The 24,522-nt window shown below is 43.6% G+C and carries 22 protein-coding genes and 1 CRISPR repeat array; of the genes, 4 read left to right on the top strand and 18 right to left on the bottom strand.

The window, feature by feature from the left end; translation table 11 throughout:
• From porM to HMPREF9447_RS25555, 5 genes are all read right to left on the bottom strand, one after another.
• Positions 1 to 1,566, bottom strand: a complete 1,566-nt coding sequence (porM, locus tag HMPREF9447_RS25575) for a type IX secretion system motor protein PorM/GldM (RefSeq protein ID WP_009132562.1) — start codon at positions 1,564 to 1,566, stop codon at positions 1 to 3.
• Between the two features lie 37 nt (positions 1,567 to 1,603).
• Positions 1,604 to 2,284 (bottom strand): type IX secretion system motor protein PorL/GldL, encoded by a 681-nt coding sequence (porL, locus tag HMPREF9447_RS25570; protein ID WP_044138746.1) that lies wholly within the window; start codon positions 2,282 to 2,284, stop codon positions 1,604 to 1,606.
• 21 nt (positions 2,285 to 2,305) lie between these two features.
• Positions 2,306 to 3,763 carry a T9SS ring complex lipoprotein PorK/GldK gene (porK, locus tag HMPREF9447_RS25565; RefSeq protein ID WP_009132560.1) on the bottom strand — a complete coding sequence of 486 codons (1,458 nt, stop codon included), beginning with the start codon at positions 3,761 to 3,763 and terminating at the stop codon, positions 2,306 to 2,308.
• A 14-nt stretch (positions 3,764 to 3,777) separates the two neighbouring features.
• On the bottom strand, positions 3,778 to 4,731 hold the full coding sequence (locus HMPREF9447_RS25560; protein ID WP_044138696.1) for a PorP/SprF family type IX secretion system membrane protein: 954 nt from the start codon (positions 4,729 to 4,731) through the stop codon (positions 3,778 to 3,780).
• Between the two features lie 237 nt (positions 4,732 to 4,968).
• Positions 4,969 to 5,409, bottom strand: coding sequence for a GNAT family N-acetyltransferase (locus HMPREF9447_RS25555; protein WP_009132558.1), 441 nt, complete (start codon positions 5,407 to 5,409; stop codon positions 4,969 to 4,971).
• 186 nt (positions 5,410 to 5,595) lie between these two features.
• On the opposite strand from HMPREF9447_RS25555, the gene ric reads away from it, so the two are divergent.
• The 4 genes from ric to HMPREF9447_RS25535 all read left to right on the top strand — a co-directional run bounded on the left by ric (position 5,596) and on the right by HMPREF9447_RS25535 (position 7,981).
• A complete protein-coding gene (gene ric / locus HMPREF9447_RS25550; RefSeq protein WP_009132557.1) occupies positions 5,596 to 6,318 on the top strand; it encodes an iron-sulfur cluster repair di-iron protein in 723 nt (240 codons plus the stop codon).
• Positions 6,319 to 6,321: 3 nt separating this feature from the next.
• Positions 6,322 to 6,687, top strand: coding sequence for a DUF488 domain-containing protein (locus tag HMPREF9447_RS25545; protein WP_009132556.1), 366 nt, complete (start codon positions 6,322 to 6,324; stop codon positions 6,685 to 6,687).
• 150 nt (positions 6,688 to 6,837) lie between these two features.
• Positions 6,838 to 7,620 carry a HipA family kinase gene (locus HMPREF9447_RS25540; protein ID WP_044138742.1) on the top strand — a complete coding sequence of 261 codons (783 nt, stop codon included), beginning with the start codon at positions 6,838 to 6,840 and terminating at the stop codon, positions 7,618 to 7,620.
• Complete coding sequence (locus HMPREF9447_RS25535) at positions 7,598 to 7,981, top strand: DUF3037 domain-containing protein (RefSeq protein ID WP_009132554.1); 384 nt, start codon at positions 7,598 to 7,600, stop codon at positions 7,979 to 7,981. Before HMPREF9447_RS25540 ends, HMPREF9447_RS25535 begins: the two co-directional genes overlap by 23 nt.
• Here HMPREF9447_RS25535 and HMPREF9447_RS25530 read toward each other — a convergent pair.
• From HMPREF9447_RS25530 to cas5c, 13 genes are all read right to left on the bottom strand, one after another.
• Complete coding sequence (locus tag HMPREF9447_RS25530) at positions 7,976 to 10,417, bottom strand: helicase-related protein (protein ID WP_009132553.1); 2,442 nt, start codon at positions 10,415 to 10,417, stop codon at positions 7,976 to 7,978. The two genes, HMPREF9447_RS25535 and HMPREF9447_RS25530, sit on opposite strands and share 6 nt — an antisense overlap.
• A gap of 117 nt (positions 10,418 to 10,534) precedes the next feature.
• Positions 10,535 to 10,756, bottom strand: a complete 222-nt coding sequence (locus tag HMPREF9447_RS25525; protein ID WP_007212024.1) for a DUF2795 domain-containing protein — start codon at positions 10,754 to 10,756, stop codon at positions 10,535 to 10,537.
• A 72-nt stretch (positions 10,757 to 10,828) separates the two neighbouring features.
• A complete protein-coding gene (locus tag HMPREF9447_RS25520) occupies positions 10,829 to 11,383 on the bottom strand; it encodes a cob(I)yrinic acid a,c-diamide adenosyltransferase (RefSeq protein WP_009132552.1) in 555 nt (184 codons plus the stop codon).
• Positions 11,384 to 11,479: 96 nt separating this feature from the next.
• Complete coding sequence (locus tag HMPREF9447_RS25515) at positions 11,480 to 12,112, bottom strand: hypothetical protein (protein ID WP_009132551.1); 633 nt, start codon at positions 12,110 to 12,112, stop codon at positions 11,480 to 11,482.
• On the bottom strand, positions 12,109 to 13,620 hold the full coding sequence (gene bas-suc / locus HMPREF9447_RS25510) for a 3-succinylated cholic acid synthase (RefSeq protein ID WP_009132550.1): 1,512 nt from the start codon (positions 13,618 to 13,620) through the stop codon (positions 12,109 to 12,111). Before bas-suc ends, HMPREF9447_RS25515 begins: the two co-directional genes overlap by 4 nt.
• 116 nt (positions 13,621 to 13,736) lie before the next feature.
• Entirely contained in the window at positions 13,737 to 16,226 is a 2,490-nt protein-coding gene (locus HMPREF9447_RS25505; protein ID WP_009132549.1) for a glycoside hydrolase family 95 protein, read from the bottom strand.
• A 158-nt stretch (positions 16,227 to 16,384) separates the two neighbouring features.
• Positions 16,385 to 16,864: an HU family DNA-binding protein gene (locus tag HMPREF9447_RS25500; RefSeq protein ID WP_009132548.1), complete on the bottom strand. Its 480-nt coding sequence runs from the start codon at positions 16,862 to 16,864 to the stop codon at positions 16,385 to 16,387.
• Between the two features lie 673 nt (positions 16,865 to 17,537).
• Positions 17,538 to 19,019: direct repeats of the CRISPR family, unit length 32 nt; unit sequence GTTTCAATCCACACTCCCGCATAAGGAGTGAC.
• Between the two features lie 170 nt (positions 19,020 to 19,189).
• Positions 19,190 to 19,480, bottom strand: coding sequence for a CRISPR-associated endonuclease Cas2 (gene cas2, locus HMPREF9447_RS25495; protein ID WP_009132547.1), 291 nt, complete (start codon positions 19,478 to 19,480; stop codon positions 19,190 to 19,192).
• Between the two features lie 2 nt (positions 19,481 to 19,482).
• Positions 19,483 to 20,505: a type I-C CRISPR-associated endonuclease Cas1c gene (gene cas1c / locus HMPREF9447_RS25490; protein ID WP_009132546.1), complete on the bottom strand. Its 1,023-nt coding sequence runs from the start codon at positions 20,503 to 20,505 to the stop codon at positions 19,483 to 19,485.
• On the bottom strand, positions 20,489 to 21,163 hold the full coding sequence (cas4, locus tag HMPREF9447_RS25485) for a CRISPR-associated protein Cas4 (protein ID WP_009132545.1): 675 nt from the start codon (positions 21,161 to 21,163) through the stop codon (positions 20,489 to 20,491). Before cas4 ends, cas1c begins: the two co-directional genes overlap by 17 nt.
• A 1-nt stretch (position 21,164) precedes the next feature.
• Entirely contained in the window at positions 21,165 to 22,031 is an 867-nt protein-coding gene (gene cas7c, locus HMPREF9447_RS25480) for a type I-C CRISPR-associated protein Cas7/Csd2 (protein ID WP_009132544.1), read from the bottom strand.
• A gap of 15 nt (positions 22,032 to 22,046) precedes the next feature.
• A complete protein-coding gene (cas8c, locus tag HMPREF9447_RS25475; protein WP_009132543.1) occupies positions 22,047 to 23,849 on the bottom strand; it encodes a type I-C CRISPR-associated protein Cas8c/Csd1 in 1,803 nt (600 codons plus the stop codon).
• Positions 23,846 to 24,520 carry a type I-C CRISPR-associated protein Cas5c gene (gene cas5c / locus HMPREF9447_RS25470; protein WP_009132542.1) on the bottom strand — a complete coding sequence of 225 codons (675 nt, stop codon included), beginning with the start codon at positions 24,518 to 24,520 and terminating at the stop codon, positions 23,846 to 23,848. The genes cas8c and cas5c overlap by 4 nt, the downstream gene beginning before the upstream one ends.
• Between the last annotated feature and the right edge of the window lie 2 nt (positions 24,521 to 24,522).

Here is a 24,522-nt window from a genome sequence, read left to right as displayed (position 1 = left end):
CTAATTCACAATCACTTCCAAGGTGGTAGGCAACAAACGTTCCACCCCATCCGGCCCAACCGCACGTACCCGGGATATATAAAAACGTTTGCCTCGGGACAGACGACGGAACATATCTTTCTGACGTGTAGAAAAAGCAGCTCCCGAAGACACTTCCGGCACAGCATTTCCCATATTATCAAAGAAAACCGTTTCAAAACCTAACACACGGAAATTAATATTCAACAGACCATCGTCTATGGCTGCCACAATGCCCGGAGTACTCATCAGAACAGCCTTGGACAGTCCGTGTCCGCCCCGATAACGCTTTGGCGTTCCATCTTCCGTATATTCAATGAACGGTGACGGGTCTGGTAATTGGCGTACACGATAGGTATAATCTCCCATTGATTGCGTACGTCCGCCAACAGATGCTGTCACACGAATCACTACATCTTTACCGATAGTCGCAGGGTGTGCTATATAGCCGTTTCCGGCACGGGTCAACGTACCGTTTCCACTCACGATGCTCGCCTGCACCTGTCCGGCGGGAACTCCCGGGACTGAAATACTGATAGGATTATCATATCCGGCGTAAAGCACATTCATCATGGTAGCAGATACGGTTGCAGTTGGCTCTACCACCGTATATTTCTGTGAGAAGTCTCTGCGGAGAACTTCACCGTTTCTTTGCATGAGTTCCAGATAACCGTTCAAAGAGAACTCTCCTGTACGGTTACAAACTGTTTCAAACCAGCCTTCTGCATTATCCGGTTGCTTTTCACCGGCTATATAAATAGAAGGGCGCTGCGTAGAGTCCACAGCAGCCAGAATGACACGGGCACTGTATGTACCACCACGCACCACATTCTGCGAAGTAGGAATCACATAAGCCTGAAGCTGATTCACACGTACATCCTGCACGTCGGTATTCTGTGTCAGCAAATGGAGGACTTCACCTTCGGCATAGCGCACATCGCTTTGCAGCTTCGTCAACAGGGTGACCGCTGCAGCTACCGGGGTATTCTCAAATATATATTCCTGCCAGTTCTTCCCCGCTGTCGATGCTTTACGCGGCACTTCGGTATTCAGGTTATCGCGGATAATCTTCTGCTGCACAGGGTCGGTAACAAAAGCCAGAATCTCTTCCCGGTATTGATTGATACGGTTATACAACTCCTTGCCTTGTCCCCTCCCGGGGGCAAGCATCACAAAAGAGGCAGCTTCCAGGTCTTCTCTATTGGAGATATTGGCAACGTCACCATTCTTTCCATCCGCTTCCTGTACTATGCGCAATTTCAGTTCATCGACATAGGCATAGAGCGAATCGGATGTATTTTTCACATGTACCGCCTTCTCAAACCACGGTCCCACCTTTTCAGGGTTACGCTCGTTTGCACCGGCAAGCCCGTCGTAGAGTGACTGATTCTGCACAGTCGAATTTGCCGTTGTACGTGAAAGACTTTCATCCACCAATGAAAAGCCGTTCAGCACATCCGACGAAACGTTTAGTGCCAGCAGTGCCATCAAGACGATATACATCAGGTTTATCATCTTCTGACGCGGAGAGTCCGGATTGGTAGTCATTATAAATTAAAAATTGAGAATTAAAAATTTAAAAAAATCACTTCACCTGTACCGCTTGCAGCATACGGGCATAGACGGCATTCAGTTCTTCTATCTGACGGGCCATCTTACGGGTTTGCTCGTGCACCTGGTCAATTGTATTTATTTGGGTACTGGCACTGCGAAGTTGCATTTCGTAAATGGCATTGATACCTGCAAGGTTACGGTTCAGGGCACTCATTTGTTCGGCATCATGCGAAAGGGATTCTGCCTGAGCGGTGAAGTGAGATAGCATTTCTGTCATTTCTTTCAGTTGGTCGATATAGGCCTGAGTGGTTTCTTCCATTTCAGGGGTAAAGGCAGGAGCTGTGTTTCCGGACGAATAATTATTCGCCCCTACAGTCGCCGATACAGGTTGATTCGGAACAGACACTACAGGCTGATTGGCTTGCGCACCGTCACCTACAACAATGACTCCTCCCGCAGTACTTCCCGCCTGCTGGTTCGGCAAGTCAAATGCAGAAATAAAAAACACCAGCACTTCCGTCCCCATCCCAATCCATAACATCAGATTGGCACCGGGTAAATGCGTCAGTTTAAACAACGTACCCGCAATTACAATAGCAGCACCCCAGCTATAGGCATAATTCATAATGACCTTGCCACGGTAACTTGCCATAAAGTCCTGTAACTTTTGTCCCAGCCCCCTTTTTCTATTTATAGTATCTTTTTCCATCATCTTTACCATTTTAGCGTCTTATCATTTCCCTTTCTTATTATATCCCACCTGCGTACGCACGCAACGGAAACCGATATATGAACGTTGCTCATTCTGATACTCTGCCGTACGGGCATCGGAGCGGATAAACGCATTCACATCTTTCCACGAACCACCACGCACCACTTTCTTCTTCATTGCATACGGATCATCCGGCGCAGCATTATACTGAATATCCGGATTGATATCGCTTGCCTGCAACACTCCCGACTCGGTATATGCCGTTGAGGTCCACTCAGCCACATTGCCCGCCATATCATGTAGCCCGTTCGAGTTCGGAGCATAAGCTCCTACACGGGTAGAAATCAGATTACCGTCTTTGGTATAATTTCCCTTGCCAGGTTTGTAGTTTGCATTGTAACATCCCCGGTCATCCTTCGTTTCCTCACTGTCTTTCCAGGGATATTTGTTATCTTCCCGTCCTCGTGCAGCAAACTCCCATTCCGCCTCAGTCGGCAGACGGTAGCGCTGGATATACTTCGCCTGCCCGCGCAGACCTGCAAGCAAATAGTTCGTGCGCCATGCACAGAATGCATTCGCCTGTTCCCAACTGACACCCACCACCGGATGTTCATTGTAACTGGGATGATTGAAATACAGACGCATATACTGCTCATTATTCGCGTTCGGGAAGTCATTCACCCAACAAGTCGTATCGGGATAGATATTCACAATATAACTATTCAGAAAATCCCATTCGCTGGATAGCGGACGGGTAATGGTACGGTTCACAATCCGTCCTTCATCATTAATGTATGCCGTATCCTTCGTTATCATCACAACCTCTTCCGGATTCACTTCTATATCCGTATTCTTAACCCGTTCAGCAGGATTCAGACGGTTGCGGCGCTTGGCGGCCTCAGCATAATCATAAATTTCATAATAATAATTCAACTGGGCACCATCCAGCATCAGCGTACCGTCAATCGGATGCCGCTTATATACACTTTCTATGGCCATCTGTTCATCTTCCGTCGCCCGCTTCCAGGGAATAGGCTTCGCCCAGTTCAGATAAGGTTTTATCGGATTTCCTTCCCGGTCTTCCTCTATCTTGAATAATTCATTGCCACCATAAGCAGGGTCCGCCAAGCGTTCGCGGATAATGGAGTCGCGCACCCAGTTGACAAACTGTTTATATTCGGCAACGGTCACTTCGGTATCATCCATCCAGAAAGACTCTACCGAAATCTCCCGTGAAGGAACGATTGTTCCCCACAAGCTGTCTTGCTTGTCAGGTCCCATCTTCACCGAACCGCGTTTCACCAGCACCATACCATAAGGCGCAGGTTCATTCCATGCCACAGCACTGGCGCCTATCACCTCACCGCCCCGCATGGAACTGCTGCCCACCGTCCCCATGCACGAAGCCAGCGAACCGAACAACAATAACGCTGCTCCGTACCATGCATGAATTACTTTCATTCCTTTATTCTTTTTCATCGTTCGTATATCTCTTACAAAATCCGTACACTCTTATGCAAGTTCCGGCTTTTCTTAAATACATTCAAATCCAATGCGTATCTCACCATCAGGTCGTGACTACCGCTTGCGGCACCTATTTTCGAGGTAAAGCACTCATAAGCATATCCCAGTGTCACACCCTGCACCGTCAGTCCAAAGCTAAATGTCACCGAAGTGTCGGGCGAATAAGTCAGTCCTCCACTAAGCACTTTAGAGCGGTAGGTATAGAATAACCGTCCCGTCAAATCCAGTCGTGTAGAAATAAAATCACTTTGCAACTGCATCGAGGGCTGTATGGAAATTAACGGATTACGTGTCTGAATATTGTATCCGCCTGTCAAATAAACGATAGGATGTATTTTAATTTGGCTTTTTTCTCCCAAAGAGATGCGGGGAGCCGTCAGGTGATGAGCGGAAAAGGCTGCATAAAATTGGGGGTGTGAGTAATAAGCCCCCAATCCGATGTCCACAGCCGTACCGCTCTCTGCTGTAGTAGGAAAAGCCTCATCGTCTGTTTCATCACCAAGATTAATGTCGGAAGGGTCAAAAGAAATGTTCAGTATGCCTGCCTGCAAGCCAATGCCTAGCTTACCTTTACGGATTTTCATTTGATAGGCATACTGCCCCCAGAAGCGTTGATTACGAAACAGACCGATAGCTTCATTAAAAAAGCCCACACCGGCGCCTTGCTGTTTCCTGAATAGGGTAAAAGGCATATCTGCACCAAAATACATTACTCGCGGAGCATGAGTGAAACCCATCAGTTGCATACCGTACGAACCATAGATGTTCAGTTTATTGTCCGTCTGCCCTGCCCATCCGGGATGGTAATAGCCCGGCACCGCCCAGTATTGACTAAAACGTGCGTCAAACTGTGCCTGTACTCCTGCCGCACAGAAGAAGAGGCACACCAGTATCATATATTTCAGGATGGAACGACATTTCATCGATATAATAACTGAGAAAGCAAGAAAAAATTGTGCAAGGCGGAAGCTAAAAAAGAAGAAAGCAAAGAGTAGGATTTATAAATGGGATGATATGTACAAGCACAAATGATACACCCAGCTTTATGAACGTATTCCAGAAGCTTTACGAACACGCTCTGGAAGCTTTATGAACGCGTTCGTAAAGCTTCCAGAATAAACAGTTCATATATAAGCGATTGCGATCTCCCTATTCATTCTTTAAAGCATCAAGTCACAATTCTGCTCTACACCGCTGACACCAGCACCCAACTTCTTATAGAAATCAATAGCCGGTTGGTTCCATTCCGACACTTGCCAGCGTAATCTGCGGCATCCGGAGTCTTTTGCATACCCTATTATCTTCTTTATCAGTTGTGACCCGATACTTTTTCCTCTGAACTCCGGTCTCACATACAAATCGTCCATATACAATGATTTACCTACCCATGTATAATAACAAAAGAAGTAAGTAACATAACCGGCTATTTCACCTTCAGCCGTCTCTGCAACAAAGCAGTTGAAGTACTCTTTTTCTTCCAGCATTTGCTCTACCGTATTTGTCATTCTTTCCGGTAAATTCTCAAATGCAGCAAACTCTTTAAACAAGGCATTGATTCTATTGAAATCCGAAACTTCAGCTTCCCGTATCTTTATCTCCATATCTCTAACTTTGAGGTTTGTACTAAGCAAAATGCGGCCTCTGCAAAGATAAAGATAAATAGCTATAATTCAACAGAACCAGAGTAATCCAATTTATCATAACCACCCGAACATTCCTCCACCGATAACTGTAGTATATACAAAACATCTCCATAATTCCATGGAGACTAAAAAAATGTATCGTGTATGAAAGACTATCAGAGTATGACAGTCGGCGAAATCGTAGCCGACAATTTTGATAATGCAGCTATTTTCGATAAATACGGCATTGATTTTTGTTGTCATGGTTCCGACTCCCTGCCCGAAGCAAGCCGGAAAGCGGGAGCTAACATGGATGAAGTGATCAAAGATATAGAGAGCAAAACATCCGGCACCCCCGAAAGCATTGATTTCAAAAGTTGGCCGATTGACCTGCTGGTGGATTACATACTCAAAATTCACCATCGCAATATCCGTTCCCACGGACCGGAAATCCTGAAATTGCTTGAGAAGGTATGCAATGTTCATGGCGAACATCATCCAGAACTTTTTGAGGTGCGCGAACTCTTCCAAAGTTCATTATACGATCTCGGCAATCATCTCGATAAAGAAGAGTTAGTATTGTTCCCCTACATCTACGACATGTTCAAGACGCAGGAAGAACATAAGCAACTGCCCGATTTCCACTGCGGAAGCGTAGAAGCCCCTATATCTGTAATGATGGCCGAGCATGATGCCGAAGGTGAACGTTATCGCCATATCGACATGCTGACACATGGATATAGCACCCCGAAAGATGCCTGCAACAGTTATCGACTGGTACTTGAGAAGCTGAAAGCTTTTGAAGCCGCCCTGCATCAGCACATTCATCTGGAAAACAACATTGTATTCCCAAGAGCCATTCAACTGGAAGAAAAACTAAGAGGATAACTCATGACACTGATTAAAATCAAACGAGTATATGAAGACCCCGAACCTACAGACGGTTACCGTGTATTGGTAGACCGCCTCTGGCCCCGGGGCATGAAGAAAGAACATTTGAAATATGATGCTTGGGAAAAAGGAATCACCCCTTCATCTGAGCTAAGAAAATGGTTCCACGAGAATCCCATAGGAAATTGGGAAAGTTTCTCAGCCATGTATCGTAAAGAACTGGAAACATCGGAGGCAGTACAGGATTTCCTCACAAAAATCAAATCCTATGAAACGATTACTTTGCTATATGCTTCTAAAGAGCCTGTCCGCAACCATGCCCGCATTCTACAACAGTTTCTGGAGACACATCTTGGGGAATCGTGAATATTCACTATCTTTAAAGAAGATAAGCTGCATCTCAGCATAACTTTTTCATGCAAGCATGAAAGTTTTGCATTCGATTTGCATTATCTTTGCAACTGCTGTTCTTCAAAAAAGCGGACAGCATAACTATTTTCAGAAAGGACAACCATGATAGAGTTGCGAACAGTCAACCTTACCCGTTATATCACCCCTTTGCGCGAAGGTGGCTCGCTGCCCGCGCTGGCAGAGGCTGACGACGAATTCAAGTACGTCGTGAAGTTTCGCGGTGCCGGTCATGGCACAAAGGCGTTGATTTCTGAATTGATTGGCGGAGAAGTTGCACGTATGCTGGGATTCAGAGTACCGGAACTGGTATTCCTGAACCTTGACGAAGCTTTCGGCCGCACTGAAGGAGACGAAGAAATACAAGATTTATTGCAAGGTAGCCGTGGCCTGAACCTTGGACTGCATTTTTTGTCGGGAGCCCTGACCTTTGACCCCGTGGCAACCAAAGTAGCCCCCGACCTGGCTTCCCGCATCGTCTGGCTGGATGCCTACCTCACAAATATAGACCGTACTTTCCGCAACACCAATATGCTGATGTGGCACAAGGAACTCTGGCTGATAGACCAGGGCGCTTCGCTCTACTTCCACCACTCATGGGAGAACTGGGAAAAGCATGCGGTAAGCCCCTTCACCTATATCAAGAATCATGTATTGCTGCCCGAAGCATCCCGGCTTGAAGAAGCCGATGCCACCCTGCGCGTCCTGCTGACTGAAGAAAAGATACAGGAAATCGTCTCACTCATTCCTGACGATTGGTTGCATTGGAACGATACCCATGAGACACCCGAAGAAATCAGAGATATCTACCTCCGCTTTCTGACCGAAAGACGGGCCCATTCCGAAATATTTGTAAAAGAAGCATTGAATGCAAGGAAAACACTTATATGAATACGCAGTTATCCGCCTGGTTCCTAAAGTAGAACGTGAAGAATTCTTCAATGTAGGCGTAATCCTTTTCTCAAAAAAGGCAAACTTCATCAAATCCGTTTGCCTGGTGAACGAGGAAAAGTTGAAGCTATATGTGTCCGAAGTAGACCGGGAACTGGTATTCGCACACTTGGATGTGTTCAACAAGATATGTTCAGGTTCCAAAGACGGAGGCCCCATTGCCCAGCTTGATGTTCCGGAACGTTTCCGGTGGCTGACAGCCGTGCGGAGTTCCTGTATTCAAACGTCCCGCCCACATGCCGGTTTCTCCGACGATCTGGACAGGACGTTAGAAAGATTATTCAAAGAATTGGTTTTATGACGGAGTAGCGTATTTTGTCTTCAACTCCTCTACTCCCATCCCTGTGAAATAATCTTCGATAAAACTCCAGCGTTTCACATCATCCATTCCATTCGTTCCGAAGAAGAAAGAGAACAAGTCTATCTGTTCCTGGAATATCTTCTCATTATTCTCAAGAATCAGATTGTGATATTCATCAGAAGACGCAATCTGTTCCAAGCTATCGGGGTCATCAAAGCGAACCAGTACACAAGGCGTACCGCCACCCTCAACGCTAAACGAAAGACAATCGAGCATAGAAAGTAAGTTGAGCAACATATTCAGGTCAGAGAACGGCGTAGTATAGAACAGTAAACGAGCTCCTTCCCCCCCTACTATTCGCTGACTGAACAGTTTCTGATAACGGGACAACAATAAATCAAAACCTTTCGTCACCGTGAAAGAGAGTTCGTTAGAATCCTTCTTTTTCACACTGCTGATATAACTCACGCTGCGTCCCTCTTCCGTACGTGACTCCAACAACGAGCCAATGAAGCGTTTTGCCGATGGCACATCCATGCCATGTTCGGCAAATACCGCCCGTAACTCTTCTTCGTCAAAGCGGCCTTTCGTTTTTCGTAGTTTATCAACCAGCAGCGTCTTCAAGCTATTGAACAACGCATCCATCCGCTGGCGAATCACTGCCGCATCCTCCTTCAGCAACACCTCATGTTTGCCCACGGACACTGCACGGGAACCTTCCCACAGTGTACCGCCATTCAGTTTCTGTTTAAATTCTCTATATCCCAACTCAGCAAAGCGCTCTTCCCAGAGTTTTTCCAAACGTGCCGTATACACATCTTCCGTACCGGACACCTTGGTAAGATAATCCTTAAATTCGCGAATAAAAACATCACCGGTCTTATCCTGTATATATCCTTCTGTCAGCAAGTTCTGTGGACTTACTTCCAACAGTTTCTTGCCATAACGATGGCTCAAATCATCCTCCAGCCACAGTAAAGCCGTCTTAATCAATTGTCCCAGTTCCGCCTCATACTCCAGTTTATTCTTCATTCGCGGCAGTTTTACCACGAATTCAAAGTCAGACAAAGACACCAGCATTTCCTGCTTTCCCCCCTTCATCCGATACACTTCCATCAGTTTCTTCAGTATCAACGACAACTGTTCCTGTGCGATATTGCCTGCCATATGCAGACGCTTCATATAATAAAAATCCCGTTCATGATAATCCGTTGCCGAAACCCCATGAATATCTATATCGCGAGCTGCGCGCCCGATCTCCTGTATATAATCAACGAATGTACTGGACGGTGCCACGTGATACACCCGGTCAATGTCACTGATATCCACACCCATACCGAATGCCTTTGTAGCTACAATCATCCGCTTTTCACCCTCTTTAAACTCCTGTACAATTGCCGCCTTCTGTTCCTTGTCCTTTTTGCCGTAGTAAGAAGCCACCAAATGCCAGTCAGTTGATTTCACCCACGTCTTCAAGCGCATGTCGATACCGCCTGCAAAGGGATAATAAAGAATAGTTTTGTGTCCGTCGAGAAAGTCTTCTACCCGTTCAGCCACTACACGCTGTTTGGCCTTATCATACGTCTCACCTTCCTCTATCTCCATCTGACGAATATCGAAACCGATATTCCGGCGTTTCACCGTACCTGCATAAAGTACGCAGGGTTCCATTTGTAGCGAACGAATAGTTTCGAACACCATATCGTTGTCCCCTTTCGGATTCCAGACCGCCGTAGCAGTCAGCGCAAAGAGCGGAAACGCATAGCCGAGACTTTTCTTCAAGCCCTGTAGATAACGACCGAGGAACCAGTAATCCACCCGGAACTCCTTACCCCAGGTAGTCACCGTATGAGCCTCATCCACTACAATCAACCCGATGCGACGTTCGCCTGCAAAGTGCTTGATGTCATACGAAAGCAACAACTCCGGCGAGAGATAGAATAAATCCACTTCACCTTCACGCACTTGCCGGTACACCTCATTCTTTTGTTCGGGTGATAAATCGGAAGAAGCATATGCCACACGCATATATCCCAGCTCCTGTAAACCTTCTACTTGGTCTACAATTAATGCTTTCAGAGGAGATACGACAATGGTAAGCAACCCATATTCATTGCCCAGATAGATGGCAGGCAACTGGAACAACAGAGATTTTCCTGCCCCGGTGGGCGCTGTCAACAAGATGTTGTCTACATCTTCTCCCCCGTTACGCGCCTTCTCCGCTTCGGCAATGACACTTTCTATCAATTGCCCCTGCGAGATGTGGAGCGTGTCCTTCCCCTTGAACAAATCGTCGTACACCTCCAGGTCACGAAACTGTTCGTACCCGTAAGTTCCTTTCAAAAGCGCGTATACCGCTTCCCGGCAATCTCCGGGCAAATGCCGTTCTTTCAGTTCCGGCAACCGGCATGCCGCTTCTTCTCGTGTTTCAGTCATAATGGAACAAATATAAAAAAGAGGCAACCCTTTAACCCGCTGCAAACAGGTCTACGGACTACCTCTTTCTATGTGTTTACTACCCTGCAACAAGTGCAAAGCTTAAAAAAATCGTATCTAATACTCTTCTTCATTAAAGAAGAAATCCTCTTTACTTGGATAATCGGGCCAAATATCTTCGATGCTCTCATAAATATCGCCTTCATCTTCCATTTCCTGCAAATTTTCAATCACTTCAAGCGGAGCGCCCGAACGAATGGCATAATCGATCAATTCGTCCTTGGTTGCCGGCCAAGGAGCATCTTCCAATTTAGATGCTAATTCCAATGTCCAATACATAAGTCCTAAGTATTAAAATTGTGAATATTAAATCCTACTTTCTATTTTTCGGCAAAAGTATAATAAAATCTCTCATTTACAACTATTATCCCAAAATATTTCATCTTTTTTCTCATCCTGGTTGATTTTCCGTGACAAGACAAACAAATAATCGGACAAACGGTTCACATAAGCGAGTAATTCAGGAGCAACTTTGCATTGCTCTGCCAAAGCCAGAATGCGACGTTCCGCCCTGCGGCAAACCGTACGGCAAACATGACAAACTGAGGCTCCACGACTGCCACCGGGCAATATAAAGGCATGCAACGGAGGAAGCAAATTATCCAAACGGTCTATTTCCTTCTCAATGCGTTCTATCTCTTCGGGATGAATAACACTGGCACACTTCAAATCCGTCTTCTCAAGATCGGTAGCCAGATTGGAGCCGACTGCAAAAAGACGGTCCTGGATGTGGCGGACAAGTGTTTGGTCCTCTTCATCGGGCAGATAAGTGATGAGCACGCCTAAGTTAGCATTCAACTCATCCACTGTGCCGTACGCTTCAAGACGAACGTGGGTTTTAGACACACGAGTGCCACCTACCAATGAGGTAGTACCTTTATCACCGGTTTTGGTATATATTTTCATAACGATTAGTGTTTAGTGATTAGTGATTAGCAGTTAGTAAATGATGCTAATCACCCATCACTAACCATTAATCACTATTGAAACGCCTAAAGATAATCAAAAGTTGACAATATAGTCCTGTTTTATCTTAGTTTTATCAAAGAAGAGAATACCAAGATCATAAAGGTTGAACGTAATACCCACTTTTTCATCTTGTTGCATACGTTTCCAAAGAGTTTTCATCTGTGGACTATACTCTATTCCTTCCACTACAAAAATTGATTTCTTCGTTGTGCGCGCAGCACAGATACGAAACACTTCTTCTACAAATTCCGGATGACGATAGTCATGCAGATAAAGGAAATCTACAGGCACTCCGGCTTCCAGAAACAGCTCGGAAAGTTCAGATGCAGAAGTATAGTCCGCCCCTTCCTTTCCCGCTTTCAGATAGAGCGAAGAAGCGGCAAGCCTGCCAGCATCTACAATGGTGTCGGGCTGGGTATAATTAACTAACCGAAACAGGAGGCGTTTCACCTTTTTCGATTCATATTTCCAGTTTTTGTCTTTCTGCAGAGCCAGCTTTTTCTGTTCCACAGCCAGGTCTTTATACTTATAATAAGGAGTACTCTCATAAATCACCTGCGTAATCAGGTTGAAAGCAAAAGGTGAATGTACCCCATAGCCGCAACGATGGCGGAAGCGGCTTAACCAGATAAACGGGCGTTTCAAAATCAGTGTGATACGGTTCATAATACCCTCCCTTCAATTATCTTTGCTTCCGAAGAATAGTTCTCTTTAACCGTTAACTGCACCTGCTCCCCCTCAAAGCGGAAAGTGAGATTGAGAGCTGTAATCCAGTTGACATAATGCGCTTTCAATTCCAGTGTAGAAGAGGACGGCCAGGCATAACTTCCCGCCACATAGAAGGGACCTTCTATCCCATTGAAACGTCCTTTGGCATCAACAGAATAAGGTGGATAAGCATCAATAGAAGTCTTTTTCCATTGTTTGTAGCCGAACAAAAGGTCGTATTGAGCTCCGGAAGTTTCCATCACGGTCATTATCACTTCTTTCTGTTTGAACTGAAAAGTGAGAGATTGCCAGCCGAATTTATTCGGTCCGAGCACAATGTTTTTACCCGCATACTCCCGGGCAAGGGATGAATTAGCCTTTCCCTGCACTACCGGCAAACAGTAAGCAGATTGCTTCTTCTGCAAACGCTTATAATCTTTTCCCAGTGTCAATGGCTGGTCGCCCGTCACGGCAGGCAGCAGGCGGTTCCATACCAGGCGGCGCTGCGTGGCTCCATCTATCAAGGTACATTCAGTAATGACTATCACCATGTCTTTATCGGGTACAATAAGCGCATATTGCCCCAATGCTCCATCTATACGGACAGCACCCGGATACTCGCAAAGCCACATATGATAACCGTAACCATAGCCGAAGCTGCCTGTATCCGACTGTTTTGCCATCATCTGGTCCACCCACCAGGCAGGAAGCAATTGTTTGCCGTTCCATACACCACGATTCAGCAGCAATTGAGCAAACTTAGCCAGTGATTCGCTTTGTACATACACACCCCAGCCTCCGGTATTGATACCTTCGGGACTGACTTCCCAGGATATATCAGTGATATGCATCGACTCAAAAATCTTCATCCGGAGATAATCCAGCACCTTCATTCCGGTCACCTTCTGCACAATGGCAGAAAGAATGTAAGAGCTCATGGAATCATAATCGAAATGCTCTCCGGGAGCTTTTACAGTTTTCTCCAGATATCCCCTTATCCAATCCGTACGGACATTACGCATATTCCAGTCCGGAGCAATGCCGGAAGTCATATTCAGCAGGTTACGGACAGTCATACCGGCAAGGTTTGCTGAAATACTATCCGGAAGTTGGTCGGGGAAGAAAGATGCTACACGGTCCGTCAACCGCAGACGATTCTCGGAAATAGCAAGGCCAACGGCGGCACCCACAAAGGTTTTAGAGCAGGAGAATACAGTGTGACGATATTCCGGAGCGAAAGGTTCAGGATAGATTTCGGCAATGACTTTTCCATGACGCAGAACCATTACACTATGTATATCTGTTTGAGGTAACCCTATCAGGGAGTCCATCAGAGCCATGACTGCTCCGGAAGGCACACCTTCGGCCTCGGGCGTGGAACGCTCCAGTTCACCTATTTGTGCGCTGACTGTTACAGACGTCAACAGAGAAAGCGTAAAGAAAAATAAAGTCAATTTGTTCTTCATAACTATATTGCATTAAGCACTTATACATTAGCAAGGTGCAAATGTAAAAGATTCAAATGCATCGGACAAATCCTCAGAAGATTATTTCTGTGCAGGAAGGAATCAAAAACACTACTTTATTCAAATAATAATATACATGAATCCCCCGCAGCTAACTGCAAAGATATTGTCTTACTTGTATAAGTATTGCTCCGTCCATTCACAGTCACCTTTGCCCGGTTGACACCTGTCGGCATCTTTATATTAAAATCTCCCGCCACAGCCGCTGCAAGCATAGCTTTCACAGCCTTTCCGTCTTTCCATTCCAAATCTACTGATATACCACCACGGGCTTTCATGCCATGGAAGTTACCAGTATGCCAGCTTTTCGGCAAAGTAGGCAGTAAATGAATAAATCCTTCATGGCTTTGCATCAACATCTCGCCAATGCCAGCGGCCCCCCCATAATTACCGTCAATCTGGAAAGGAGGATGTGAACAGAACAGATTTGGGAACGTACCACTACCGTGACGCTTAGTCTGTGGATCGACAGCCGGATGAAGAAGGCTTTTAAAAAGTGTCCAGGCACGGTCACCATCACCCAGGCGAGCCCAGAAGTTTATCTTCCAGGCACGGCTCCAGCCTGTACCACCATCCCCACGACGGTTCAGCGTAACACGACAAGCATTGGCAAGTTCGGGCGTAGCATCAGGAGAAATCAGATTGCCCGGGTGTAAACCATAAAGATGGGAAACATGACGATGATGTACATCCTGTTCTTTATAATCTTCCAGCCACTCTTGCAGATACCCCTCCTTACTAATCTGCATAGGTGGGAATTTTTCCAAAGCCGCTCGCAGTTTAGCAGCATAACCATCATCACACTTCAATATAGAAGCTGCTTGAACAACATTAGTATAAAGTTCCGTCAACAATTGAACATCCATCGTCGGCCCCATACAAATGCTGACAGGTGTCGGGTCATCTCCTACAAAGAAAGCATTCTCAGGAGAAGATGTGGGTGCCGTCACCAACCAACCATGCTTAGGTTCCTGCACCATTGTAGAGTAGAAGAACTCAGAAGCTCCTTTCAGTATGGGATATATTTTTTTCAAATATTCCAAATCCTGGGTATATTGATAATGTTCCCAGAGATGGGTACAAAGCCAGGCACCACCGGTATTCGTTGCCCCCCAGGAAGGATGTTCACCAGGGGCTGTGTAATTCCAGACATTCGTCATCATGTGGAGCACCCAACCTTGGGCACGGTTACCATAAAAGGTACAGGCAGTCTCCTTGCCAGAAGGAACAAGGCGCTCAATAAGAGTGGTTAAAGGCTGATAGAGTTCCGAAAGACCGGCCTGTTCTAGAGGCCAGTGATTCATCTGGATATTGATATTAGTGTGATAGTCGCCATTCCAGGGAGTTTGTATTCCATTCGCCCACAATCCCTGCAAATTCGGCGGCAGGCTTCCGGGACGAGTGCTACTGATAAGCAAATAACGGCCATAGTTATAGTACAGAGTAGCTAAAGCAGGAGATTCCCGTTCAGTAAAACGGACGATACGCTCATTTGTCGGTAACGCATCATCTTCTGTAGCAGGAAGAGTTAAAGATACACGGTCGTAAAGTTCGCGATGGGAAGCATTCTTAAGTTGAGAGTTGAGAATGGAGAGTTGAGAGTGGGACTGCGTGGCAGCATTCAACAAGCTGTCACAAACTTCCTTATAGCGACTTCCTGAAAAATCCGTACCGGCAGCGGCATAAGAAGTAGTAGCGGAAATTACCAGCCAGGCTTCCGTTCCCTGCGTCAACATAACACCGTTTTCGGCAGAAATATGCTGTTTTCCATCTTTGGAAACCACTCTCATGGCAACACGATATTTCATTCCATCCTGACCGGGTTTACCACTATCCAGAACACCTTCCAGCAAAAGTGTACCCGATTCTTTTCCATTACCGGGAACAAAAGATACCGTCCCTTGCTGTGGACGGGAAAGAGAAGCAGTGAAAAAGAGAGAACGACGGCGACTGGCTGTCAGATGTATAATCATGACATCCTTATCACGGGAAGTGTAATATTCACGCTGATAATCAATGCCACCTTTCGTAAAAGTAGTATAAGCCACAGCATCGCGCAAGTCAAGCCAACGGCGATAGCCGGTTACCGGAACCGTATCACCGGAGAAGAATTCCTTTTTGACTGGAATACTGAAATTCAAAGTAAGATCAGCCAGCATCTGATAATTACCATAGGTACCACCCGATTCGGGCTTCTTTGGAACAAAACTATTATACATCAACTCTTGAGCCTCTCTATTCTTACCTTCAAACAGAAGTTGCTGAATGGCTGGCAAACTACGGGATGCATCCGGATTACCGTAATCGGCCTCCATACCGCTCCAAAGTGAAATTTCATTCAGTACAATATGTTCCTTGTCAATACCTCCGTCGGGCATCATACCCAGACGGCCGTTCCCCAAAGGCAGGGTTTCTTCCCAAATGGTAGCCGGAGTGGTGTAATAAAGCTGATGGTTGCAAACATCTGTAGGAGTTGCTTGTGCAGCAGTTTCCATAACAGGACCATATATGGTAACTAATAGAAAAAAAACAAAAAGAGTTCTCATAACATTATTAGCAATAAAGTTCCTTGTGCATCGATACAAAAATAGCACTAAAATAAGATAAAACCGCTCCTTTCGAAGATGTTTTTTTACACAAAAGCAGGAAGTATAATTAGTACTTCCCGCTTCTATATGAAAAAGGTTCACCCTTTTTCGACCTTTTATCCCAAAGGATCTTCTTCCAAACCGCCTTCACCGGAGCCACCTTCACCCGGTTTCGGTTTAACGACTGCGTCTCTAATCACAGTCCCCTTACCTAATTCCAGCCTTTCCACACTGGTCTTACCCAGCATATCCTTGAAATAGCTTCCCGAGGTGAAGATAATTTTACGGCGATACACCGTATTTGCATCCACATCGTCCACTCCCACCTGACTTTTCGCATTCAGTCCGGGACGGAAGCAGCCGAAGTCTCCCAACTGAACGGAATATCCTTTGTCCAAATCCATATTCAGGGTGTCAATCAGCCCGTCAATCACCATTTTCACCACGCCACGCGGTGCCATGCTCACTTTCTGCACTTCTTCGCAGAGTTTCTTAAATTCTACCATGCCCAACACTTTCGTTTGTGCCACAAATTTCTCAGTTTTAGTTTTATCGAAACCAAACACTACCTTCTTTACTTCATACTTAATAGCCATAATCGTTGTTTTTAATGATTTAATAATAATATGTATATTGTCTTTCTCTTATCTCATCCGTAAACAAGACGTTTTTCACTGTGAGGCCTCAACAGTCAGGCGTTCTGTTTTCTCAGATTCGATGTTGCAAAGTTAGGGCGAGATAAAGGTAAAAGCAAGAAAATGGCATCTACCAAACAATTCTTTAAATCACTAATAAACAATACATTAAATTACAGCCATCTCTACAAGGAATGAAATGAAGAGAAAACGGAGAAGAACAGCAAAGATGGCAAATTAGTAATGTTCTCTACAAGAGAGAGGCATAAGTAACTGATAATGAAGGGAACATTTTTTGCACATCTCTACAAGCAAGATATATCTTGCAGAGAAACGACAAAATTCAAGATTCGCCCACAATACTTATTTGCAGTATAATGATCATCGAAAGACTATAAAACAGCAATATGCAATAATCTTAGAAAATTGCTAATGTCTTATTGCTCCACACTTATTCGTTAAATATTGAAATAACAAGTAAAAACTTAACTAAAGTGAATGTATCAATCATCACTTCCTGTATAAGAGCGATAATTGATACACTAGGGTAAGTGGTATATAAAACCTAATTTCAATCCAGAGTTCCGTATAAGGAGAGTGACTGAAATTATGTGAAAGCGCGCACCGGTTACTGGTTTCAATTCACACTCTCGCATAAGGAGTGACTATTGCTTTCCGGCAGACATACGAAGCAGCCCTGTTTCAATCCACACTCCCGCATAAGGAGTGACTTCTTATCTTCATTATTGGGTATTAACTTTTCAGGTTTCAATCCACACTCCCACATAAGGAGTGACTTGCCGACATCATCACTTCCTGCACGGAAGACATGGTTTCAATCCACACTCCCGCATAAGGAGTGACCCAATATTTCAATAAGTACCTGAAGGTGATAATGTTTCAATCCACACTCCCGCATAAGGAGTGACTGTACTTGATACTGCGCAAGGTATCCTGATTAAAAGTTTCAATCCACACTCCCGCATAAGGAGTGACTGCGGCAATACGTTTCTTTTCTTCGCCTATCAAGTTTCAATCCACACTCCCGCATAAGGAGTGACCCCAATACCACCGTCGGATATGCCGCAAAAAGTCAGTTTCAATCCACACTCCCGCATAAGGAGTGACACCTTCACGGATAACAATTTCACCACATTGGGCTGGTTTCAATCCACACTCCCGCATAAGGAGTGACGCCATAACTATATATTTTTCGAGCAAAGGTAGGTTTCAATCCACACTCCCGCATAAGGAGTGACACTTCCGGCACTGGGCATTGCAGTTCTTTTCGTTGTTTCAATCCACACTCCCGCATAAGGAGTGACTTTGTCGCTTTGATATTTACAATCACATTTATTCTGTTTCAATCCACACTCCCGCATAAGGAGTGACTATGTTGAAAAGTGTCTTCAACATCTACAATGAGGTTTCAATCCACACTCCCGCATAAGGAGTGACTAGTAGTGGCAATAGTATCCTGTCTACAATTTCGGTTTCAATCCACACTCCCGCATAAGGAGTGACTAATCTTGTCCATATCTTCCGTTTTTAACGGGCAGTTTCAATCCACACTCCCGCATAAGGAGTGACTTCCTATGTATTTTATTCCTCCTTGAGCGATTTGTTTCAATCCACACTCCCGCATAAGGAGTGACCTTCGCCCACTACTACAAGTAATTGGTGTAAGGCAGTTTCAATCCACACTCCCGCATAAGGAGTGACGCAAGTTGTTCGTCTGCCTCAATAGCCTTTCCGAGTTTCAATCCACACTCCCGCATAAGGAGTGACGTCATTTGCGTTTGCTCATTACTTTGCGCAAAAGTTTCAATCCACACTCCCGCATAAGGAGTGACAAAAAGGCGGCGCCTGCAAAGTGCTTGCAACTTGGTTTCAATCCACACTCCCGCATAAGGAGTGACTTGTGGATAGTTGGTTGAGACTTATACTTGCCATGTTTCAATCCACACTCCCGCATAAGGAGTGACTTTTTGCTGATTCTACCTTTGACACGTAGCGGAAGTTTCAATCCACACTCCCGCATAAGGAGTGACATACTTGCCTTCATGTTGTACGACATCTCTTTTGTTTCAATCCACACTCCCGCATAAGGAGTGACTCTTTTACTTTAAAGCATTGATACTCTTATATGATTAAAGAGCATTTTGCGAAGATAGAAAATCTATTTTTATAAAGGACACATTTTTAAGCAAAAAAGAACCTTAATGGCTGATTATTAGCACTTGCGAAAGACACACAAAATATGCAACGCTTCACATTCGCAATATACTAAATTATTAGTTCAGAATTTACATCAATAGATGTTTCACGTCCTAAACACTCAACTCGATTACTCCTATTTTTGCCTAAGAAATAAAAGCGAATGCTATCTAAATCATAATCTATTATTTTCATAATTTTCGATTTAAAAATCAGGAACTGCGCTTCAGACAATACACATTCAAATACTGAATTTTGGACACGATGCCCATAATTCAAACACTCCTTAGCCACTTTACGCAATCGTTTAGCTCCCGTTTCTGATTGAGTATCTACATCATAGGTTACTAATATAAACATTCTTATGAAATTAAAAATACAGGATAATTATCTAGGTCACCACGCATATAACGGGCCAATAGCACAGATTGAACATAGGGCAACAAACCGACAGGAATTTTCTCACCCAAATAAGGATGAATAATAAATTCTTTCTTGCGACTTTGCCATGCTGAAAGAAATATTTTCTTTCCAGAATCAGTCATTACAACACCTTCATCTCCTTGCATACAAAAATCTTTAATGCATATTTGTTTCCTATTAATCAAAGAAAGTACTAATCTATCCCCTAAATATGCACGTATTTCTTCCATCAAATCTAAAGCTAAAGAAGTACGTCCTGGACGTAATGAATGCAAAAAGCCAACATAAGGATCAAGTCCTACTGTTTCTAACGCGGCCGCAACATCGTTTGCTATTAGTGTGTACGCAAAAGAAAGCATAGCATTAACTGCATCTTTCGGAGGTCTACGATTCCGTCCTTTAAAAATAAAATCGACTTTCTGATTAAGAATTAAATGTGGTAACACTCCAAAATACACATTAGCAGCATCCCCTTCTATCCCACGCAATTGATCTAAATCTCTTGCTCTCAACAACTCATTCTTTCTAATAAGCAATAAAGATGCGGCATCTTCGACTTCAGTATTCACACCATTATCACGTATAAAACGTCTCAGAATATTTCTATAGTTTTGAATTTTACCACCAATAAACAATCGGCTAAGATGCATCGTATATGCCTGATCATCTGACAAAAGGTATTGCTTTTTTCTGAGTAAAACATTACCTTTTATCGGTCCTTGCACTCTGCTGATAAATCTTCCAGAAGGAGACAGAAATGTCAGTGATACACCATTATCTGCACAAAGTTTCATCAATCCAGGGCTTGCACCCATATATCCAAACGTCACGATACCTTCTATATTCAAAATAGGAATACGAAAAATTTCCTCTTGCTTCACAGATACAACAACATTCAATCCATCCTTGCTCAAATAAGCCTCCGGAGTAGTGATATATAGAGTATTAAGTAATTTCCTCATAAAGATTTTGTTTTAAATAATCAGATACTGATAATCTCTTATTAAGTTGAGGTAAACAAATATCAAAGAGTGAACAACTTCTACAATGAGGTTTCATTACAGCTTTAGGGACATCGCCCTTTAAATAAATACAATGCATTTCGTCCGCTAATCTGCATGTCAGTTCTCGCAATTTATCGCTTATCACAATCACTTCTCGATGTCGGGTTTCACCATAATAAAGAGCTGCTGTAAAAATATGAATACCATACATTTCCTCCAGGCAGATGACTTGAGCCGCCAATTGCACTTCATCTCTTTCATCCGGCTTACTATGACCACGCTTATACTCAACAGGATAAGGAACCCAATATCCAGGATAAGAAGGATGTGAAATGGCATTAGACATATCCTTTGTCGCTTTAAGTTCTACAGCATCAGTTATACCATACAAACCTAATTTCTTGGAAGCAACAGAGACTGAGCGCAAAGTAATTATTTCACCATTTTTTTGCCGATAGAATGGATTATCAACATTATTATGCAGAAGATTTCCTTCAACTGTCAACCTATTCTCCTGCCACTGTTGTTCTATATGGATTAATGCCCATTGTCGAGGACAAAACATATAATGTTGTATCCCCGACAACATGAGCATATCATCTTCTGAATAATCCATTTTAAAGAATTTCTTCGATTGTAATACCTGTAGGAAGACTATTCCTGTCAATGATTATTTTATAATCAGCAAATGAGCGGGCTACTGTTTCCGGATTCTTTTCCACTTTGACAAGATCAAACAATTTATTTGCCGGGGCATTACCTAATTCGGAATCATGTCGGAAAACAATCAGTTTCTGTGCACTCATTAGTCCACGAGCAGCAGAACGATCATTATCGAACATATTCTTCAGCGCTTCCCAAAAAATTGATAAATCATCTGCATCAAAACCTGTTTGTTTAGCAAGATTAGCAGAAATAAAGCCATGACAAACATACAAGCCATAGGGAATAGTAGATTTACGCCCCATTGTACGATTGTCCCCACTTTGTTTTTTAGATTCAGCATCCGTAGCCACTGCCATACGAGTAATAGAGTGCTCCGTACTTGTTATAGGGTCAATGGAACGCGCAAATGTAAACTGAATAGGTCCACGAACCTGCCCAGCATTTTTACCTGTCGACATCACTGCGCCAAATGTACGTACATCATAGTATTTTTGGCACATCACGCTACGTGCAGCTTCTCTTTTATCCCCTTCATCCTTCTTTTCTTTAACAGTCGGGATGTCATAGGAAGCATCAATAAGGTTATTCAAAACAGCCTTTTCTTTTACAAAAATATCAAAGCCCTCAGCACATTCTTTTGCCACCTGCACGTAATTACGTACTTTACGCTTCAAACAAACATCCGTCACCAAGCCCATACCTGTTTCTGCATCAACACGCGGCAAATTACCAGCATCAGGATCTCCATTAGGGTTACCGTCTTTCACATCAAAAAAATACATAAAATCAATACGATTTTTCAACAATAAGTCTTCCATGATTATATTTTTTTATTATTCAACATTATTTTCTAATTCATTTATCGCATCATCTTTCTTCGTAAAAAAACATTGCCGCTGATGATAATAGCCTACAAAAAAACGACCTTGATCCGGCAATGAAAGATGACATGGAAAGCCTTCCGCCATAATCTTATCTACGATTTCGGATTTGATTTGCTCAAACCAAATTTGTACTCCCTTGTCCAATTTTTCCGCATGATGTACAGAAAGATTCAGAATTGTAGGAAATACGGCTATAGGAGTGGCAGATGCCGCATTCATGTAACGAGAGCGAATAGTACTAACACCGTTAGCCCGTTCTTGAATTCGCTCAAGAACAGCAAACAATCGACCACAAAGGTAGCCCTGGTTGGAATTTTCTTTATCAATCATAACTTCTATTTTTTTATTAATATCATTGGATAATCTATTCAAATAAGCCTTAAGGATTGCCGCACGCCCGATGGTTACACTTTGATTTTCATCTTGTTCCGCACGAATGCGATTAATGCAGGCATTAAACAACGTGTATGGATAAGGAATTCCCTGCAACATACTTTTCATTACAGTTTCAGGGAGATTAGGCTGAACATCAGCAACTTTTCCACGAAGAGTTACAGCGCTCATCATAGCTCGTAAGCCAAAGAAAGGTCTTCCATCTTTACGTGTATCTACAATATCCATATCCTCAAAATGTTTCAAGATACTTCCTGCAAAGCTTTTCAGTGTACATTCATTCCAATATACTACAGCAATACGGGCAGCATTCGGAGCTAATCCTAAGATATAAAATCTAGAATCAAGATCAGTGTTCAAACTCCCCGAATAAATAGCATGAAAAACCTTACGTGCTTGCTCTATTCTTGCATTCGGATCATCTTTTGTTTCTTCAACAAAGCCAAACAGGCTGAATACGCTTTCTTCTACTTCTTTAGTCACTTCATTATCGGATGAAGCCCAAAAAGCAAATGTACGTGATCCTATGTTAAACTTATTCCGGGATTCTTTGTCCAAAAGGTTCTTCAAAGCTGTTGTATAGCAGAACTCTGCGTCAGCGGAAATAGGGGCATTTCCGCCTTTACTTCTTCCATAAGAGTCATAACCGGAATTTACCTGAAAAGCAACCAATTTCCCTGTTGCTTGTCCTCCAAGAATAGGAGTAGCACTGGTTATCTCAACAATTTCCCCAAAGTCACCTGTTATCAGGCAAAGTCCTTTGTTGCTATACTTTTCTTTTTCCTTAGGGAATAAATGCCTTTTTTCTGCAATAATCTCAGTATCTCCCTCCATCATAAAAGATATATTTCGTGTCAGATTCTTACTAAAATCTTGCCACTTAATATCCTGTTGCAATACTTCCAATATCTGATCCTTGTTGTATCTTTCATAAAAGAGATGTGAAGCGCGGAGTTCTACACTTTCAGAATGTTCTTCATATAGTTTCTCTATCTGTGCAACAAAAACTGAATTACATTTCAAATTTTTGCTTTGCACTTTTTTCACCTCTTTTTCCCACTCGTTCCTTTTCTCTTCATCCAATGCCGCACCAGCATCAGAAAAATCCACATCAGACAGCCCAAGTACATACGCACAATTATCCCACAGAATATTTGCAACAGGAGCACTTGAGCGACTAACTCCCTTAGCCACAGGATATTTACTGCAATTCTTTTTGTCTATTCTTCGATCTTCCAGACGAATAAAATTCCCATCTTTATCTATAACAATAAGAAAAGCGATTTCTTTAATCTCAATGCCTGCGGGAGCTAAATCACCACTGCGATAATAATAATCATATAGTGCTTTCAGTATCATCTTAATATCTCCTCACTATTATAAGCTGGTACCATAATTGCGCCTTGCACCATTTTTGCTCGGTAAAACATCGGCTGTACATTCTTTATATCTGAAAAGTCCATATCATACAGCATTATGCCGAAATCTCTGTTCTCATCTATCGCAGGTCGCAAGTCTTCAGCATTCTTATCTATAAGACGGAAAGATGCAGCAAATTCTCGCGTACCCAAATAGGGTTGATTAAAACATTGTCCTTTTGCAGCCCGACGCTCAAACATTGCATTATACTTTCCGGGATTCTCATCAAAACCGGGGTCATGTTTCATATTCTTTCTATCACGCACTGGAATAAAGATTAACTTAGCATAGATGCGATAGCGCACATCTTTGAGCAACAAAGCATTCTTTTGTTGGCGTTTTTCTTCTATATAAATACTCTTTATATTCTTTCCCGCTACCGCCCCCACTTCATTCCTCCGGATAGCAGTCCATTTTATTGGGTTGAGAACCTCTATTTTGGTCACCTCCCAACGAATCGCATCTTTCCAAAAAATGGATTCAAAAACAGCACGAGCCGCCGACGGAGTAATCACATCATAGCTGACACGCTCTACTTTCAGTTCCGGGCGAGTGAAGCAAGCCATGTCCCCCCATACTTCCAAGCAATACTCTTTATCAAAATATTCCATAT

This window comes from Bacteroides oleiciplenus YIT 12058 (assembly GCF_000315485.1).
Lineage (GTDB): Bacteria > Bacteroidota > Bacteroidia > Bacteroidales > Bacteroidaceae > Bacteroides > Bacteroides oleiciplenus.
The sequence above is the reverse complement of the archived record's forward strand: the minus strand, read 5'-3'. Positions and strand labels throughout refer to the sequence as shown.

Coding starts and splice junctions, on each gene's coding strand:
- porM (WP_009132562.1), bottom strand. CDS start 1,566: ATGACTACCAATCCGGACTCTCCGCGTCAGAAGATGATAAACCTGATG.
- porL (WP_044138746.1), bottom strand. CDS start 2,284: ATGATGGAAAAAGATACTATAAATAGAAAAAGGGGGCTGGGACAAAAG.
- porK (WP_009132560.1), bottom strand. CDS start 3,763: ATGAAAAAGAATAAAGGAATGAAAGTAATTCATGCATGGTACGGAGCA.
- HMPREF9447_RS25560 (WP_044138696.1), bottom strand. CDS start 4,731: ATGAAATGTCGTTCCATCCTGAAATATATGATACTGGTGTGCCTCTTC.
- HMPREF9447_RS25555 (WP_009132558.1), bottom strand. CDS start 5,409: ATGGAGATAAAGATACGGGAAGCTGAAGTTTCGGATTTCAATAGAATC.
- ric (WP_009132557.1), top strand. CDS start 5,596: ATGAAAGACTATCAGAGTATGACAGTCGGCGAAATCGTAGCCGACAAT.
- HMPREF9447_RS25545 (WP_009132556.1), top strand. CDS start 6,322: ATGACACTGATTAAAATCAAACGAGTATATGAAGACCCCGAACCTACA.
- HMPREF9447_RS25535 (WP_009132554.1), top strand. CDS start 7,598: ATGCAAGGAAAACACTTATATGAATACGCAGTTATCCGCCTGGTTCCT.
- HMPREF9447_RS25530 (WP_009132553.1), bottom strand. CDS start 10,417: ATGACTGAAACACGAGAAGAAGCGGCATGCCGGTTGCCGGAACTGAAA.
- HMPREF9447_RS25525 (WP_007212024.1), bottom strand. CDS start 10,756: ATGTATTGGACATTGGAATTAGCATCTAAATTGGAAGATGCTCCTTGG.
- HMPREF9447_RS25520 (WP_009132552.1), bottom strand. CDS start 11,383: ATGAAAATATATACCAAAACCGGTGATAAAGGTACTACCTCATTGGTA.
- HMPREF9447_RS25515 (WP_009132551.1), bottom strand. CDS start 12,112: ATGAACCGTATCACACTGATTTTGAAACGCCCGTTTATCTGGTTAAGC.
- bas-suc (WP_009132550.1), bottom strand. CDS start 13,620: ATGAAGAACAAATTGACTTTATTTTTCTTTACGCTTTCTCTGTTGACG.
- HMPREF9447_RS25505 (WP_009132549.1), bottom strand. CDS start 16,226: ATGAGAACTCTTTTTGTTTTTTTTCTATTAGTTACCATATATGGTCCT.
- HMPREF9447_RS25500 (WP_009132548.1), bottom strand. CDS start 16,864: ATGGCTATTAAGTATGAAGTAAAGAAGGTAGTGTTTGGTTTCGATAAA.
- cas2 (WP_009132547.1), bottom strand. CDS start 19,480: ATGTTTATATTAGTAACCTATGATGTAGATACTCAATCAGAAACGGGA.
- cas1c (WP_009132546.1), bottom strand. CDS start 20,505: ATGAGGAAATTACTTAATACTCTATATATCACTACTCCGGAGGCTTAT.
- cas4 (WP_009132545.1), bottom strand. CDS start 21,163: ATGGATTATTCAGAAGATGATATGCTCATGTTGTCGGGGATACAACAT.
- cas7c (WP_009132544.1), bottom strand. CDS start 22,031: ATGGAAGACTTATTGTTGAAAAATCGTATTGATTTTATGTATTTTTTT.
- cas8c (WP_009132543.1), bottom strand. CDS start 23,849: ATGATACTGAAAGCACTATATGATTATTATTATCGCAGTGGTGATTTA.
- cas5c (WP_009132542.1), bottom strand. CDS start 24,520: ATGGAATATTTTGATAAAGAGTATTGCTTGGAAGTATGGGGGGACATG.